The following is a 16451-nucleotide window of genomic DNA, read 5'->3' as shown; positions in this document are numbered from 1 at the left end:
TCAATAACTTGTCAGTTTCGATCATTGAGCCAATTCAAACGGCTGTTTAATGTCGCTGACAGACAAACGACGGGCCCCGCCGACCAGTGAGGTGCCCGCATACCGTGATCACGCCACCAGGGGACCTTTCCATGGCCGCCGACCGCTACCCGCACCTGCTTGCTCCGCTGGACCTAGGCTTTACCACCTTGCGCAACCGTACCCTGATGGGGTCGATGCACACCGGCCTCGAAGAACGCCCCGGTGGTTTCGAGCGCATGGCCGCGTACTTTGCCGAGCGCGCCCGGGGTGGCGTTGGCTTGATGGTCACTGGTGGCATCGCGCCCAATGATGAAGGCGGGGTGTATTCCGGCGCGGCCAAGCTCAGCACCGAGGAAGAGGCCGACAAGCACCGCATCGTCACCGAGGCGGTGCACGCCGCCGGTGGCAAGGTCTGCCTGCAGATCCTGCATGCCGGGCGCTATGCCTACAGCCCACGGCAAGTGGCGCCTAGCGCGATCCAGGCGCCGATCAACCCGTTCAAGCCCAAGGAGCTGGACGAGGCGGGCATCGAGAAACAGATTGCCGACTTCGTCAATTGTGCGGCGTTGGCCCAGCGCGCCGGTTACGACGGTGTCGAGATCATGGGGTCGGAAGGCTACTTCATCAACCAGTTCCTCGCCGCCCACACCAACCACCGCACCGATCGCTGGGGCGGCAGCTATGAAAACCGCATGCGCCTGGCCGTGGAAATCGTCAGCCGGGTGCGTGGTGCGGTAGGGCCGAACTTCATCATCATCTTCCGCCTGTCGATGCTCGATCTGGTCGAGGGTGGCAGCACCTGGGACGAAATCGAGCTGCTGGCCAAGGCTATCGAGCAGGCCGGTGCGACCCTGATCAACACCGGCATCGGCTGGCACGAAGCGCGTATCCCGACCATCGCCACCAAGGTGCCGCGTGCGGCGTTCAGCAAAGTCACCGCCAAACTGCGCGGTGTGGTGAACATTCCGCTGATCACCACCAACCGCATCAATACCCCGGAAGTGGCCGAGGCGGTGCTGGCCGAGGGGGATGCCGACATGGTCTCGATGGCTCGACCGTTCCTCGCCGACCCGGATTTCGTCAACAAGGCCGCCGCTGGCCGAGCCGACGAAATCAACACCTGCATTGGCTGCAACCAGGCCTGCCTGGACCACACCTTTGGCGGCAAGCTGACCAGTTGCCTGGTCAACCCGCGTGCCTGCCACGAAACCGAACTCAACTACTTGCCTGTGCGCGCGGTGAAGCGTATCGCCGTGGTCGGCGCCGGGCCGGCAGGCCTGGCGGCGGCCACCGTGGCGGCCGAGCGGGGCCATGCCGTGACCCTGTTTGACGCCGCCAGCGAAATCGGTGGCCAGTTCAACGTGGCCAAGCGGGTGCCGGGCAAAGAAGAATTCTTTGAAACGCTGCGTTACTTCCGCAACAAGGTCAAAAGCACGGGCGTGGAGCTGCGCCTGAATACTCGCGTCGATGTGCAGGCACTGGTGGAGGGTGGCTTTGATGAAATTATCCTGGCCACCGGTATCGCCCCGCGTACCCCAGCCATTCCGGGTGTGGAGCATGCCAAGGTGCTCAGCTACCTGGATGTGTTGCTCGAGCGCAAGCCGGTGGGCAAGGCTGTCGCGGTGATTGGCGCGGGAGGCATTGGCTTTGATGTGTCCGAGTACCTGGTGCACCAGGGCGTGGCCTCCAGCCAGGACCGTGACGCATTCTGGAAAGAGTGGGGCATCGATACCCATCTTGAGGCACGCGGTGGGGTGGCCGGGATCAAGGCCGAGCCGCATGCCCCGGCACGGCAGGTTTACCTGTTGCAGCGCAAGAAGTCCAAGGTGGGTGATGGCCTGGGCAAGACGACCGGCTGGATTCACCGCACCGGGTTGAAGAACAAGCGGGTGCAGATGCTCAACAGCGTCGAGTACCTGGGTATCGACGATGCCGGTTTGCACATTCGCGTGGCGGACGGCGAGCCGCAGGTGTTGCCGGTGGACAACGTGGTGATCTGCGCCGGGCAGGAACCGCTGCGCGAGTTGCAGGACGGGCTGGTGGCGGCGGGGCAGTCGGTGCACCTGATTGGTGGCGCGGATGTGGCGGCCGAGCTGGACGCCAAGCGGGCGATCAACCAGGGGTCGCGATTAGCGGCTGAGCTTTGAATGGGCACGGGCCGCTTCGCGGCCCTTTCGCGACCAAGGCCGCTCGCACAAGGATCGCGTAACCTTTCGCTTCGTCCATCCCTGTAAACTGCGGCCATGCCTGTATTCGACCTTCCTCTAGCCCCCCTGCAACGCCTGGATCTGCCTTGGCTGGCAACCGCACAGGTCGAAGCCGCCATCCTGCGTCTGGACCTGATCGACCCGCTGATCAGCGGCAACAAGTGGTTCAAGCTACGCCATCACCTGGATCAGGCCAGTGCCGATAACGCCCCCGGGCTGATCAGCCTCGGCGGTAACCATTCCAACCACCTGCACGCCCTGGCCGCCGCTGGCAAACGCTTCGGCTTTGCCACTGTCGGCCTGCTGCGCGGTCACGCCCAGGACACGCCAACCGTGCGTGACCTGCAGGCGCTGGGCATGGCGCTGCACTGGTTGGGCTATGGCGGCTACCGCGCACGCAACGAGCCCGGTTTCTGGGGCCCCTGGCAGGCACGTTACCCAGGCTGGCACTGCATCCCCGAAGGCGGTGGCGGGCAAGCTGGCGCGCAGGGCTGCGCGCTGATCATGCAGCAGGCGCAGGCGCAAATTGCGACGCTGGGGTGGTCGGGCTACGACGCCTGGTGGCTGGCTGCTGGAACGGGTACTACCTTGGCCGGCCTGGTGCTGGCCGAGGCGGGGGCACATGCGGTACATGGCGCACTTGCCGTGCCCAGGGCTCATGGTGTGCCGGAGACGGTAGCTGCATTGGCCGGCACGCTTGGTTACCAGCTACACGACGCCTGCCGTGGTGGTTTCGGCAAGTTCGACGATGAACTGCTGGCCTTCATTGCCGAGTGCGAGCAACACACTGGGGTGCCGTTCGAAGCGCTCTACACCGGCAAGGCCCTGCTGGCCCTGCGTAATCAGGTCGCTGCCGGGCTGTTCACGCCCGGCAGCCGCCTGATCTTCGTCCACACAGGTGGCCTGCAGGGCCGGCGCGGTTACTTGTAGGGCAGCATGCGCAACAGTGTATTGTCGCGCTGAACATAGTGGTGGTACAGCCCGGCCAGTGCGTGCAGGCCGATCAGCCAGTAGCCCCAGCTGCCGATACGTTCATGCCAGCCCTTGATGAACTTGGCCTGGTCCGGATTCGGGCCGATCAGGTGCGGCAGTTCCAGGCCGAAGAACGGCACCGGTTTGTCGGCGGCGCTGAGGATCAGCCAGCCGGCCAGCGGCAGGCCGATCATCAGCAGGTAAAGCGCCAAATGCATCAGGTGTGCAAGGCCGGTTTGCCAGGCTGGCGGCTTGGGCACGATGGGCGGGGTCGGGCGGCTCAGGCGCATGGCCAGGCGCAGCCAGACCAGTACGAACACGCTGAGCCCGAGCATGAAGTGCAGGTCCTTCATCAGGTTGCGTTCGGCGCTGTCCTTGGGGAACAGGCCACGCAGTTCGATAAGGGCGTAGACAGCGGCCAGCAGTACCAGCATCAGCCAATGCAGGGCGATGGACAGGCGTGCGTAATGGGTCGCGGGGGTGGATGAAACCATGATCGGTCCTCGTCATCAGGTCGGAATGGCGCTCTTGCTGGCGCTCAGGTACCACTGTAAAGGTTACCGGGAACAAATCTTTGCGCTGGGTCTGTGAAAACTGTGTTGCCTGCACCGGCCTTTTTAACGGGCGACATCATGCCTCGGGTAAAAATGGCCAATTGTCAGCCACCAGAAACACCCGCTCCACCTCCTGCCATACACCATCACCCGCCTGCTCCAACCTCACCAGCAACTGTGCCGGCGCTTGCCGCTCCAGCACATGCAACCATGCCGCAAATTGCTCCACCGTCCAGCATTCGCCTGCTTCGACCCGCGCCGGTGCCAGCCAGGCATGCCGCTGCAGCGGCTGCCAATGCTCACCCTCTGCCATCTCCCAGTCCCGCCGTCGCACCCAGCGCCCGCGCAAGTGCTGCGGGTTGGCCCCAGCGGGTGGCTCGGCATGCCCAGGCAACGGATAGAACAGATAGCCGCCCAGCCATACATGGGCCTGCACCTGCTCAACCCCCAGCGTGGCCAACAGCTCGCGGCTGTGCGCGCCCTTGGACATGGGCAACTGGTGCCCGGCCAGGTGCGCAAGCTTGGTCCCCAACCGGTCATGGCAGCCTGGGCCCAGCCAGGTGTGCGGGTTGAGCCCGCCGCCTTCAGGGCCCAGGTACAGCTTGATCGCCAGTTCCAGGTGGTGTACGCCGTCGCCGTCGCGCAGTACCACGTCCAGCTCGCCCAAGGTGCGCCCGCCGTCGCGAATCGCCAGGTTGGCCGCCAGTAGTTCGATGCCCGGCGCCTGGCCCAGGGCGAATTGCCACAGGCGTTCGTAGTAATGCCCCAGGCGCCGGCTGCCCAGTTTCGCCAGCCATTCGCGCAACGGGCGGTCGTCGTCATCCAGCCCGCGCAACCACTGTTCAAGGCGTTGTGGCTGCTGCGCCCACAGGCTGCCTGCCAGCGGGTGGCGCTGGGGGCAGGGCGGGGCGCTGAGCAGTGGCGGCGACAGCAGGGCCCAGGCCAAATCGCGCACGGCGGGGCGCTGCAATTGTCGGGGCAGGTCTTGGAGCAAGGTGAATGGCGTCATCCTGCGAGCATAGCCGGTTTGCCGCTGCCCGGTGCTTTCGCCCATAATCGGCGCATCGTCACCCGCCGCAGAGCCTCGCAGGAGCCCCATGGAGCAATTTCGCAATATCGGTATCATCGGTCGCCTTGGCAGCTCGCAGGTGCTCGACACCATTCGCCGACTGAAAAAATTTCTCCTCGATCGCCACCTGCACGTGATCCTCGAGGACACCATCGCCGAAGTGCTGCCTGGCCATGGCCTGCAAACCTCCACCCGCAAGCTGCTGGGCGAGGTCTGCGACCTGGTCATCGTGGTCGGCGGCGACGGCAGCCTGCTGGGTGCTGCCCGTGCCCTGGCCCGGCACAACATTCCGGTGCTGGGCATCAACCGTGGCAACCTGGGCTTCCTCACCGACATCCGCCCCGACGAGCTGGAAGAGAAGGTCGCCCAGGTGCTCGATGGCCACTACCTGGTAGAAAACCGCTTCCTGCTGCAAGCCGAGGTGCGCCGCCACCACGAAGCCATCGGCCAGGGTGATGCGCTGAACGACGTGGTGCTGCACCCCGGCAAGTCCACGCGCATGATCGAGTTCGAGATCTACATCGACGGCCAGTTCGTCTGCAGCCAAAAGGCCGACGGCCTGATCGTCGCTACCCCCACCGGCTCCACCGCCTATGCGCTGTCGGCCGGTGGGCCGATCATGCACCCCAAGCTCGACGCTATCGTGATCGTGCCGATGTACCCGCACACCCTGTCGGGGCGGCCGATCGTGGTCGATGGCAACAGCGAGCTGAAGATCGTGGTCTCCAAGGACCTGCAGATCTACCCGCAGGTGTCCTGTGACGGCCAGAATCACTTCACCTGCGCCCCCGGCGACACCATCACGGTGAGCAAGAAACCGCAGAAACTGCGCCTGATCCACCCGTTGGACCACAATTACTACGAGGTCTGCCGCACCAAGCTGGGGTGGGGCAGCCGCCTGGGGAGCAGGGACGACTGATGTTCGATCCGGCGCGAAGTTTCGACATCATCGGTGACGTGCACGGCTGTGCGCTGACCCTTGAACGCCTGCTCGAGACTCTCGGATACAAGCGCGTGGCCGGCGTGTGGCGCCACCCGCGACGCCAGGCGTTGTTCCTCGGTGATATCGTCGACCGTGGGCCGCGTATCCGCGAGGCGCTGCACATCGTCCACGACATGGTCGAAGCCGGTCAGGCGTTCTGCATCATGGGCAACCACGAGTACAACGCCCTGGGCTGGGTGACCCCGGCGCTGCCCGGCAGCGGCAAGGCCTATGTACGTGAACACACGCCACGCCATGCCCGGCTGATCGATGAAACCCTGACCCAGTTCGCCCACCACCCCGGCGACTGGCACGACTTCGTCAACTGGTTCTACCAACTGCCGCTGTTCGTTGACGCTGGGCGTTTCCGCCTGGTGCACGCCTGCTGGGACCCGCGCCTGATCGAGCCGTTGCGCCAGCAATACCCCGACGGGCGCATCGATGAACATTTCATCCAGGCTTCGGCGGTCAGCGGCAGTTTTGCCGACACCGTGTGCAACCGCCTGTTGCGCGGTACCGACATGCGCCTGCCGGACGGCTTGACCCTGACTGGCGGTGATGGCCTGACCCGGGCGTTCTTCCGCACCAAGTTCTGGGAAGAAGACCCGCAAACCTATGGCGACATCGTGTTCCAGCCCGATGCCCTGCCCGCGGAGGTGGCCAGTACCCCGCTCAGCCACAGCCAGAAGAACGCCTTGCTGCGCTATGACGAAGACGAGCCGCTGCTGTTCGTTGGCCATTACTGGCGCAGCGGCCGCCCGGCGCCGATCCGCGCCAACCTGGCCTGCCTGGACTACAGCGCCGTGCTCTACGGCAAGCTGGCCGCCTACCGGCTGGATGATGAAACCCGCATCGACCCGCACAAGTTCGTCTGGGTCGACGTCGACCGCCCACAGGCCAACCAATGAACATTATCGAAGTGATGCGCCTGCCGCTGTCGGTCGACCTCAGCGGCTTCGTTCACCTGCTGCAGCGCCTGCAGGTGCCACACCGGGTCAGCGAGGAGGGCGATGCCCAGGTCCTCTGGGCCCCCGATACCCTGGCCCAAGACGTGCTACAGCTGTACCAGCGCTACCCCGACGGCAACGCCGACCTCGAACTTGCACAGGACCCTGTGGGAGCGGGCTTGTCGGGGCGCCGAACCGCCGCGAATAGCCCCGCACAACCCTCCCTGGTAGAACAAGCCAAAGCCTGCAAGGTCACCACCCTCACTCTGCTGCTGTGCTTCATTGTCGCCGGCCTCACCAGCCTGGGTGACAACTTCACCACCATCAGCTGGTTCACTTTCCTCGACTTCCGCGTCCAGGGCGACTACCTGTACTTCAGCTCGCTGGCGCAAAGCCTGGACGAAGGCCAGTGGTGGCGCCTGGTATCGCCCATGCTGCTGCATTTCGGCGTGCTGCACCTGGCCATGAACAGCCTGTGGTACTGGGAGCTGGGCAAGCGCATCGAGCTGCGCCAAGGGCCCTGGATGCTGCTGGGCCTGACCCTGTTGTTCAGCCTGGTTTCCAACCTGGCCCAGCACTACACCAGCGGGCCAAGCCTGTTTGGCGGCCTGTCCGGCGTGCTGTACGGCCTGCTCGGGCATGTGTGGCTGTTCCAGTGGCTGGCGCCCAACCGTTACTTCAACCTGCCCAAGGGTGTGCTGGTGATGATGCTGATCTGGCTGGTGGTGTGCCTGACCGGTGTGGTCGGCACCCTCGGCCTTGGCCAGATCGCCAATGCCGCCCACGTCGGCGGGCTGCTCATCGGATGCCTGACCGGGCTCTTGGGTGGGGCGCTGGCCCGGCGTAAACTGTCGGCTTGAATCAGGAGACTGTATGTCCACTTTCGCGCAAATGATTGAAAACATCACCCCGGAAATCTACGAGAGCCTGAAACTGGCCGTGGAAATCGGCAAATGGTCGGATGGCCGCAAGCTCACTGCCGAGCAGAAAGAGCTGTCGCTGCAGGCGGTCATCGCCTGGGAAATGAAAAACCTGCCTGAAGACCAGCGTACCGGCTACATGGGCCCGCAGGAATGCGCATCGAAGTCCGCGCCGATCGCCAACATTCTGTTCAAGTCGGACTCGGTACATTGATCGAACTCGCTCGTGGCTCGTTGAGCAAAATGGCGGTAAGCCTGCAGGCGCCGGTGGTGCAGTACAGCTTCCGCCTGGATGACACACAGGTGCCGGTCAACCCGCTGATCGGCCAGCGTCTGCGCCTGGAATACCTCGGCGCCATTCACTGCAGCCATTGCGGCAAGCGCACCAAGACCAGCTTCAGCCAGGGTTACTGCTACCCCTGCATGACCAAGCTGGCCCAGTGCGACGTGTGCATCATGGCCCCGGAAAAATGCCACTACGACGCCGGCACCTGCCGCGAACCGTCGTGGGGTGAACAGTTCTGCATGACCGACCACGTGGTCTACCTGGCCAACTCTTCGGGGATCAAGGTCGGCATCACCCGCGCCACCCAGTTGCCCACCCGTTGGCTCGACCAGGGTGCCAGCCAGGCCCTGCCGATCATGCGCGTGGCTACTCGTCAGCAGTCGGGCCTGGTCGAAGACGTGCTGCGCAGTCAGGTGCCGGACCGCACCAACTGGCGTGCGCTGCTCAAGGGCGACGCCGAGGTGCTCGACCTGCCCGCCATCCGCGAGCAGATCTTCGATGCCTGCGCCGACGGCCTGCGCGAGCTGCAGGGGCGCTTTGGCCTGCAAGCGATCCAGCCGCTGCCCGATGCCGAAGTGGTGCAGATGAAGTACCCGGTCGAGGCCTACCCGAAAAAGATCGTCAGCTTCAACCTCGACAAGGACCCGGTGGCCGAAGGCACGCTGCTGGGCATCAAGGGCCAGTACCTGATCTTCGACACCGGTGTGATCAACATTCGCAAGTACACGGCCTACCAGTTGGCCGTGCTCCAGTAAAAAGGACCTGCACATGCGTACCGAACAACCGCAAGTGATCTACCTCAAGGATTACCAGGCGCCCGAGTACCTGATCGACGAGACGCACCTGACCTTCGAGCTGTTCGAGGACCACACCCTGGTTCACGCGCAACTGGTCATGCGCCGCAACCCGGCACGCGGTGCCGGCCTGCCGCCACTGGTGCTCGACGGTCAGCAGCTGGAATTGCTGCGGGCCTCGCTGGACGACCTGGAACTGCAGGCGGGCGACTACCAGCTAGAAGCCGACAGCCTGACGCTGCACCCCAAGGCCGAGCGGTTCACCCTCGACACCAGCGTGAAGATCCACCCCGAGAGCAACACCGCGCTGGAAGGCCTGTACAAGTCGGGCAAGATGTTCTGCACCCAGTGCGAGGCCGAGGGCTTCCGCAAGATCACCTACTACCTCGACCGCCCGGACGTGATGAGCACGTTCACCACCACGGTGATCGCCGAGCAGCATCGCTACCCGGTATTGCTGTCGAACGGCAACCCGATCGGCAGCGGGCCGGCCGAAGACGGCCGCCACTGGGCGACCTGGGAAGATCCGTTCATGAAGCCGGCGTACCTGTTCGCCCTGGTGGCCGGCGACCTGTGGTGCGTAGAGGACACCTTCACCCGCCAGTCCGGCCGTGACGTGATCCTGCGCATCTATGTTGAACCCGAGAACATCGACAAGTGCGACCACGCCATGGTCAGCCTGAAGAAGTCCATGCGTTGGGACGAAGAAGTCTATGGCCGTGAATACGACCTGGACATCTTCATGATCGTCGCGGTAAACGACTTCAATATGGGCGCCATGGAAAACAAGGGCCTGAACATCTTCAACTCCAGCTGTGTGCTGGCCCGTGCCGAGACCGCCACCGATGCCGCGCACCAGCGCGTCGAAGGCGTGGTCGCCCACGAGTACTTCCACAACTGGTCGGGCAACCGTGTCACTTGCCGTGACTGGTTCCAGCTGTCGCTCAAAGAAGGCTTCACGGTATTCCGCGATGCCGAGTTCAGCGCCGACATGAACTCGCGCACGGTCAAGCGCATCGAAGACGTCGCCTACCTGCGCACCCACCAGTTCGCCGAAGACGCCGGCCCCATGGCCCACCCGGTGCGCCCGGACAGCTTCATCGAAATTTCCAACTTCTACACCCTGACCGTGTACGAGAAGGGCGCCGAAGTGGTGCGCATGGTGCGAACCTTGCTGGGTGCCGAAGGCTTCCGCAAGGGCAGCGACCTGTACTTCGAACGCCATGATGGCCAGGCGGTGACCACCGACGACTTCATCAAGGCCATGGAAGATGCCAACGGCGTCGATTTCACCCAGTTCAAACGCTGGTACAGCCAGGCCGGCACCCCGCGCCTGGAGGTCAGCGAAGCTTATGACGCCGCTGCGCAGACCTACAGCCTGACGTTCCGCCAGAGCTGCCCGCAAACCCCGGACAAGGCTGAAAAACTGCCGTTCGTGATCCCGGTGGAGCTGGGCCTGCTGGACGCCGCAGGCAACGACCTGCCGCTGCAACTGGCCGGTGAAGCGACGGCGCAGGGCACCAGCCGCGTGCTGTCGGTGACCGAAGCCGAGCAGACTTTCACCTTCCAGCGCATCCAGGCCAAACCGCTGCCATCGCTGCTGCGTGGCTTCAGCGCCCCGGTGAAGCTGAGCTTCCCCTACGACCGCGACCAGCTGATGTTCCTGATGCAGCACGACAGCGACGGCTTCAACCGCTGGGAAGCGGGCCAGCAGTTGTCGGTGCAGGTGTTGCAGGAGCTGATCGGCCAGCATCAGCGCGGCGAAGCGCTGAAGCTCGACCAGCGCCTGATCACCGCCCTGGGCACCGTGCTCGGCAACGAGTCGCTGGACCCGGCCATGGTTGCCGAAATGCTCTCGCTGCCGGGTGAGGCCTACCTCACCGAGATCAGCCAGGTGGCCGATGTGGACGCCATCCACGCCGCCCGCGAATTCGCCCGCCAGCAGATCGCCGAGCAACTGTTCGACGCCCTGTGGGCGCGCTATCAGGCCAACCGAGAAGTGTCGCGCAGCACCGAGTATGTGGCGTCTGCCGAGCACTTTGCCCGCCGCAGCTTGCAGAACATCGCCCTGTCGTACTTGATGCAGAGCGGCAAGCCGCAGGTGCTGGAAGCGACCCTGGAGCAGTTCGAGCACTGCGACAACATGACCGAGCGCCTGACCGCGCTGGCAGTATTGGTCAACTCGCCGTTCGAAGCCGAGCGTGCCAAGGCGCTGGAAGCCTTTGCCGAGCACTTCAAGGACAACCCGCTGGTCATGGACCAGTGGTTCAGCGTGCAGGCGGCAAGCGCCTTGCCGGGCGGGCTGGCGCGGGTCAAGGCGCTGATGCAGCACCCGGCGTTCACCTTGAAGAACCCGAACAAGGTGCGTGCGCTGATCGGTGCTTTTGCCGGTCAGAACCTGGTCAACTTCCATGCGGCCGATGGCTCGGGGTATCGCTTCCTGGCGGACCTGGTGATCGAGCTGAATGCACTGAACCCGCAGATTGCTTCGCGCCAACTGGCGCCGCTGACCCGCTGGCGCAAGTATGACGAGGCGCGCCAGGCCCTGATGAAAGGTGAGCTGGAGCGGATTCTCGCTTCTGGTGAGCTGTCCAGTGATGTGTACGAGGTTGTGAGCAAGAGCCTGGCTTAAGGGCCAAGGGGGCTGCGCAGCAGCCCCCTGCATTCCCGGATAACAAAACATAACACCCCGCCCGTTGTATTCCCGCAAACATCCCCGCTACGATCCCCTCAAGCTATTGCAGGCCTCTAGATCAGGCTTTTCGCAGTACCTGCAATGCATTGACCCACCAACAAGAACACAACAGGGGGCAGTCATGAGGGAACAGCTACAGGCGCCAGCCAGGCGTGGTGCCTGGCCATGGGCGGCCAGCGCAGTGCTGGCACTGGCATTGGGGGTGTGGGCCGACAGTGCCCAGGCCGCCGGGGCCGACGAATACTCCACCGAATCGGCCAAGGCCAGCCAAAGCCTGTTGATCGGCGCCACCCATGCTGGCAAGCGCCTGGTGGTGGTGGGTGATCGTGGCCATATCCTGTTCTCCGATGACCAGGGCAGCACCTGGACCCAAGCCCGTGTACCGACCCGGCAACTGCTCACGGCGGTGTACTTCCTCGACGACAAGCGTGGTTGGGCAGTCGGCCATGACGCGCAGATCCTCACCAGCAGCGACGGCGGCGCGACCTGGAGCAAGCAATACGAAGACCTCGCCCGTGAAGCCCCCTTGCTCGATGTCACCTTCCTCGACGCCCAGCACGGCTTTGCCGTGGGGGCCTACGGCGCCTTGCTGGAAACCACCGACGGTGGCCAGCACTGGCAAGACGTGGCCGAGCGGCTGGACAACCCCGACCAGTTGCACCTGAACGGCATCGCTCGGGTGCGCGAAGCCGGCCTGTTCATCGTCGGCGAGCAGGGCGGCATGTTCCGCTCCGCCGACAACGGCCAGACGTGGGCCAAGGTACAGGGCCCCTACGAGGGCTCGCTGTTCGGCGTGATCGGTACCGCCAAACCGCAAACACTGCTGGCCTACGGCCTGCGCGGCAACCTGTTCCGCTCCAGCGACTTCGGTGACAGCTGGCAGCCGATCGAACTCAAGGCCGCACGCGGTAACCTCGAATTCGGCCTGGCAGGCGCTACGCTTGTCGATGATGGCAGCCTGGTGCTGGTCGGCAATGGCGGCAGTGTGTTGCGCAGCACCGATGATGGGCAAACCTTCAGCGTGTACAACCGTGCCGACCGCATCGCCCTGGCCGGCGTCAGTGGCTTGGCCAACGGCGGCCTGCTGTTGGTGGGGCAGGGTGGCGTACACCTGGCTGATGCCCAGGGCGCCGAGGGGGTGAGCCGATGACCAGCAGGGAGAGCATTACCATGCACCCGCATCACCAGGACAAGGCCACGCTGCTTGAACGCCTGATCTTCAACAATCGCCCCGTGGTCATCGCCCTGTGCGTGCTGGTCAGCATTTTCCTGTTCTGGCAGGCCACGCAGATTCGCCCGTCCACCAGCTTCGAGAAGATGATCCCGCTGCAGCACCCATTCATCGAGCAGATGATGGAGCACCGCAACGACCTGGCCAACCTGGGCAACACCGTGCGCATCTCGGTGGAGGCGGTGAACGGCGATATCTTCGACAAGGACTACATGGAGACCCTGCGCCAGGTCCATGACGAAGTGTTCTACATCCCCGGTGTCGACCGTGCCGGGCTGAAGTCGCTGTGGAGCCCCAGTGTGCGCTGGAGCGAGGTCACCGAAGAGGGCTTCTCCGGTGGCGAGGTAATCCCCAACACCTACAACGGCTCGCAGGACAGCCTCGACACCCTGCGTGACAACGTGCTCAAGTCCGGCCAGGTGGGGCGCCTGGTGGGCAACAACTTCAAGTCCAGCATCGTCGATGTACCGCTGCTGGAAAGCTATCCCGACCCGCAAGACCCAGGCAAACAGGTGAAACTGGACTACCAACAGTTCTCGCACCTGCTTGAAGAGAAGGTCCGCGACAAGTTCCAGGCACAAAACCCCAATGTGAAAATTCACATCGTCGGCTTCGCCAAGAAGGTCGGTGACCTGATCGATGGCCTGGTGATGGTGGCGATGTTCTTCGGCGTCGCGCTGGCCATCACCTGGGTACTGCTGTACTGGTTCACCTGGTGTATCCGCAGCACCATCGCCGTGCTCATCACCACCCTGGTGGCGGTGGTCTGGCAGCTGGGGCTGATGCATGCGGTGGGCTTTGGTCTGGACCCGTACTCGATGCTGGTGCCGTTCCTGATCTTCGCCATTGGTATTTCCCACGGGGTGCAGAAGATCAACGGTATTGCCTTGCAGTCGAGTGACGCCGACAACGCCCTGACCGCGGCACGGCGTACCTTCCGCCAGCTGTTCCTGCCGGGGATGATCGCTATCCTTGCCGACGCGGTGGGCTTCATCACCTTGCTGATCATCGACATCGGGGTGATTCGCGAGCTGGCCATCGGCGCCTCCATTGGCGTGGCGGTGATCGTGTTCACCAACCTGATCCTGTTGCCGGTGGCCATTTCCTACGTTGGCATCAGCAAGAAGGCCATCGAGCGCAGCAAGAAGGACGCGACGCGCGAGCACCCGTTCTGGCGGCTGTTGTCGAACTTTGCCAGTGCCAAGGTGGCGCCGGTTTCGGTGCTGTTGGCACTGGTCGCCTTCGCCGGTGGCCTGTGGTACAGCCAGAACCTGAAGATCGGCGACCTCGACCAGGGCGCGCCGGAGTTGCGCCCTGACTCACGCTACAACCAGGACAACAACTTCATCATCAGCAACTACTCGACCAGCTCCGACGTGCTGGTGATCATGGTCAAGACCCCGTCGGAGAAGTGCTCTGTCCACTCGACCATGGCACCGATCGACGAGCTGATGTGGACCATGCAGAACACGCCGGGCGTGCAGTCGGCTATTTCCCTGGTGACCGTGTCCAAGCAGGTGATCAAGGGCATGAACGAGGGCAGCCTGAAATGGGAAACCCTGTCGCGTAACCCGGACATCCTCAACAACTCCATTGCTCGTGCCGACGGCCTGTACAACGGCGACTGCTCACTGGCACCCGTGCTGGTGTTCCTCAACGACCACAAGGCTGAAACCCTGGAGCGGGTTACCGCCGTGGCCAAGGCGTTTGCCGACAGCCACAACAAGGAGGGCCTGCAATTCTTGCTGGCAGCGGGCAACGCCGGGATCGAGGCTGCGACCAACGAAGTGATCAAGTCAGCCGAGTTGACCATCCTGATCCTGGTGTACATCTGCGTGGCAGTGATGTGTCTGATCACCTTCCGCTCGTTCGCTGCCACGCTGTGCATCGTGCTGCCGCTGGTGCTGACGTCGGTGTTGGGCAACGCACTGATGGCCTACATGGGCATCGGGGTGAAGGTGGCGACCTTGCCGGTGGTGGCGCTGGGTGTGGGAATTGGCGTGGACTACGGTATCTACATCTACAGCCGCCTGGAAAGCTTCCTGCGCGCCGGCTTGCCGTTGCAGGAAGCGTACTACCAGACCCTGCGTTCGACCGGTAAAGCGGTGTTGTTCACCGGTTTGTGCCTGGCCATCGGCGTGTGCACCTGGATTTTCTCGGCGATCAAATTCCAGGCGGACATGGGCTTGATGCTGACCTTCATGCTGCTGTGGAACATGTTTGGCGCGCTTTGGCTGCTGCCGGCCCTGGCGCGGTTCCTCATCAAGCCTGAAAAAATGGTGGGCAAGGAGGGTGGGTCGATTTTCGCCCATTAAATGGCAGGGGGCCGCTTTGCGGCCCCAGGTTATAATGCCGCCACTTCTTCCACAGGTACCCCCATGTCCCCCCTCGCCAACGCCCTGCAGTCCTGCGACATGCTCCTCATCGACGGCCTGCACGCCTTCGACTTCACCGCCGATGAGTCCGGCCTTACCATCGAATGCATGGACGGCCGCCAACTGCGCCGCTGGTCATTCACCCCCGAGCAAGTCGCCGGCGCCGTTGCCACCGGCGATGAGTGGCAACTCAACGATGCCAACGGCGCGCATCGGCTAGTCTGTATGAGTGCCTTTCGCGCCCCGGATGAAGACCAAGATGAACCGGACCTGGACGAGCCTGCTGACCGCTAGCCTGATGAGCCTGACAATCAATGCCCACGCCGCCACCTTGCTGGTGGGCAGCTACACCGATGGCGCCAGCCAGGGTATCTACCGCTACCAGTTCGATGAAAAGGCCGGCCACATCGACCCCACACCGCAACAAGTGGTGAAGAGCGTCAGCCCTTCATGGCTGGTGCTGTCGGCCGACCAGCGCCTGCTGTTCGCGGTCAATGAAACCCGGGGTGGGCATGCCAGTAGTTTCAGCGTCAGTGCCAAGGGTGAGATCAAGCCGCTCAACCAGGTGGCCACCCAAGGTGACGAACCGACTCACGCCAGCCTCAGCCGTGACCAGCGTTACCTGTTTGTGGCCAACTACGCGGTCAAGCCCGACCCCGGCGGCAGCCTGGTGGTGATCCCGGTGGCCAAGGACGGCAAGCTCAAGGCCGTGGTGCAACAGGCCCGGCACAAGGCAAGTGGGGTCAACCCCGAGCGTCAGGCCGGTGCCCACGTGCATTCACTGGTGCTGTCGCCCGATGGCCAGCATGTGTATGCCTGCGACCTGGGTGCAGACAAGGTGTTCATCTACCGCTACGACGGTGCCAGTGTGGACAAGCCGTTGAGCCCGGCAATCCCGGCCTCGGTGGACTTGCCGCCAGGTAGCGGGCCGCGTCACCTGCTGTTTGACGCCAAGGGCCGGCATGCCTACCTGACGCTGGAAATGAGTGGCGAAGTGGTGATGTTCGATGTCAAGGACGATGCCTTGCTCGAGCGCCAGCGCTTGCCGCTGGCCGAACAGCAGGACCCTGCGGCCAAGGCGGCGGGAGGCTTGCACCTGTCGGCAGATGGGCGCTTCCTGTACGTGAGCAATCGCGGAACGGCCAACGAAATCGTTGTGTTCAGTGTGGGCAAGGACGATGGCCAGTTGGCGTTTCTGCAACGTCGCTCGGTGGAAGGTGATCATCCCCGTGAGTTTGCCCTGGACCCCAGTGACAACTTCCTGCTGGTGGCCAACCAGAAGAGCAACCAGATCGTGGTGATGCGCCGCGATCCGCGCAGTGGCAAGCTGCTGGAGACGGTGCAGACACTGAAGCAGGAAGCACCTTCGGACCTGAAGTTCATCGAGTGATATCGATC

The 16451-nt window shown here is 63.6% G+C and carries 14 protein-coding genes; 12 read left to right on the top strand and 2 right to left on the bottom strand.

The window, feature by feature from the left end; all coding sequences use genetic code 11:
* Positions 1–131 precede the first annotated feature (131 nt).
* Positions 132–2168 carry an NADPH-dependent 2,4-dienoyl-CoA reductase gene (locus tag APH42_RS11905; RefSeq protein ID WP_012271212.1) on the top strand — a complete coding sequence of 679 codons (2037 nt, stop codon included), beginning with the start codon at positions 132–134 and terminating at the stop codon, positions 2166–2168.
* A gap of 96 nt (positions 2169–2264) precedes the next feature.
* A complete protein-coding gene (locus tag APH42_RS11900; protein WP_060493357.1) occupies positions 2265–3158 on the top strand; it encodes a 1-aminocyclopropane-1-carboxylate deaminase/D-cysteine desulfhydrase in 894 nt (297 codons plus the stop codon).
* On the opposite strand, the gene APH42_RS11895 is transcribed toward APH42_RS11900, so the two are convergent.
* Together APH42_RS11895 and APH42_RS11890 are read right to left on the bottom strand one after the other, a co-directional pair.
* Positions 3149–3694, bottom strand: a complete 546-nt coding sequence (locus tag APH42_RS11895; protein WP_012271214.1) for a cytochrome b — start codon at positions 3692–3694, stop codon at positions 3149–3151. The two genes, APH42_RS11900 and APH42_RS11895, sit on opposite strands and share 10 nt — an antisense overlap.
* 136 nt (positions 3695–3830) lie before the next feature.
* A complete protein-coding gene (locus tag APH42_RS11890) occupies positions 3831–4853 on the bottom strand; it encodes a DUF1853 family protein (RefSeq protein WP_060493356.1) in 1023 nt (340 codons plus the stop codon).
* On the opposite strand from APH42_RS11890, the gene APH42_RS11885 reads away from it, so the two are divergent.
* From APH42_RS11885 to APH42_RS11840, 10 genes are all read left to right on the top strand, one after another.
* Positions 4852–5742, top strand: coding sequence for an NAD(+) kinase (locus APH42_RS11885; protein WP_012271216.1), 891 nt, complete (start codon positions 4852–4854; stop codon positions 5740–5742). The two genes, APH42_RS11890 and APH42_RS11885, sit on opposite strands and share 2 nt — an antisense overlap.
* A complete protein-coding gene (locus APH42_RS11880) occupies positions 5742–6713 on the top strand; it encodes a metallophosphoesterase (RefSeq protein ID WP_060493355.1) in 972 nt (323 codons plus the stop codon). Before APH42_RS11885 ends, APH42_RS11880 begins: the two co-directional genes overlap by 1 nt.
* Positions 6710–7612 (top strand): rhomboid family intramembrane serine protease, encoded by a 903-nt coding sequence (locus APH42_RS11875; protein ID WP_060493354.1) that lies wholly within the window; start codon positions 6710–6712, stop codon positions 7610–7612. Before APH42_RS11880 ends, APH42_RS11875 begins: the two co-directional genes overlap by 4 nt.
* Positions 7613–7625: 13 nt before the next feature.
* Positions 7626–7886 (top strand): YeaC family protein, encoded by a 261-nt coding sequence (locus APH42_RS11870; protein WP_003260154.1) that lies wholly within the window; start codon positions 7626–7628, stop codon positions 7884–7886.
* Entirely contained in the window at positions 7883–8713 is an 831-nt protein-coding gene (locus tag APH42_RS11865; RefSeq protein ID WP_012271219.1) for a DUF2797 domain-containing protein, read from the top strand. Before APH42_RS11870 ends, APH42_RS11865 begins: the two co-directional genes overlap by 4 nt.
* A gap of 13 nt (positions 8714–8726) precedes the next feature.
* Positions 8727–11384 carry an aminopeptidase N gene (pepN, locus tag APH42_RS11860; RefSeq protein WP_060493353.1) on the top strand — a complete coding sequence of 886 codons (2658 nt, stop codon included), beginning with the start codon at positions 8727–8729 and terminating at the stop codon, positions 11382–11384.
* A 184-nt stretch (positions 11385–11568) separates the two neighbouring features.
* A complete protein-coding gene (locus APH42_RS11855; protein ID WP_060493352.1) occupies positions 11569–12597 on the top strand; it encodes a YCF48-related protein in 1029 nt (342 codons plus the stop codon).
* Positions 12598–12617: 20 nt separating this feature from the next.
* A complete protein-coding gene (locus APH42_RS11850) occupies positions 12618–14993 on the top strand; it encodes an RND family transporter (RefSeq protein WP_041166422.1) in 2376 nt (791 codons plus the stop codon).
* A gap of 63 nt (positions 14994–15056) precedes the next feature.
* Entirely contained in the window at positions 15057–15347 is a 291-nt protein-coding gene (locus APH42_RS11845; protein WP_060493366.1) for a DUF5629 family protein, read from the top strand.
* Entirely contained in the window at positions 15313–16443 is a 1131-nt protein-coding gene (locus APH42_RS11840) for a lactonase family protein (RefSeq protein ID WP_256217822.1), read from the top strand. Before APH42_RS11845 ends, APH42_RS11840 begins: the two co-directional genes overlap by 35 nt.
* Positions 16444–16451: the final 8 nt, after the last annotated feature.

It is taken from the genome of Pseudomonas sp. NBRC 111140, from assembly GCF_001320885.1.
Classification (GTDB): domain Bacteria; phylum Pseudomonadota; class Gammaproteobacteria; order Pseudomonadales; family Pseudomonadaceae; genus Aquipseudomonas; species Aquipseudomonas putida_P.
The sequence above is the reverse complement of the archived record's forward strand: the minus strand, read 5'-3'. Positions and strand labels throughout refer to the sequence as shown.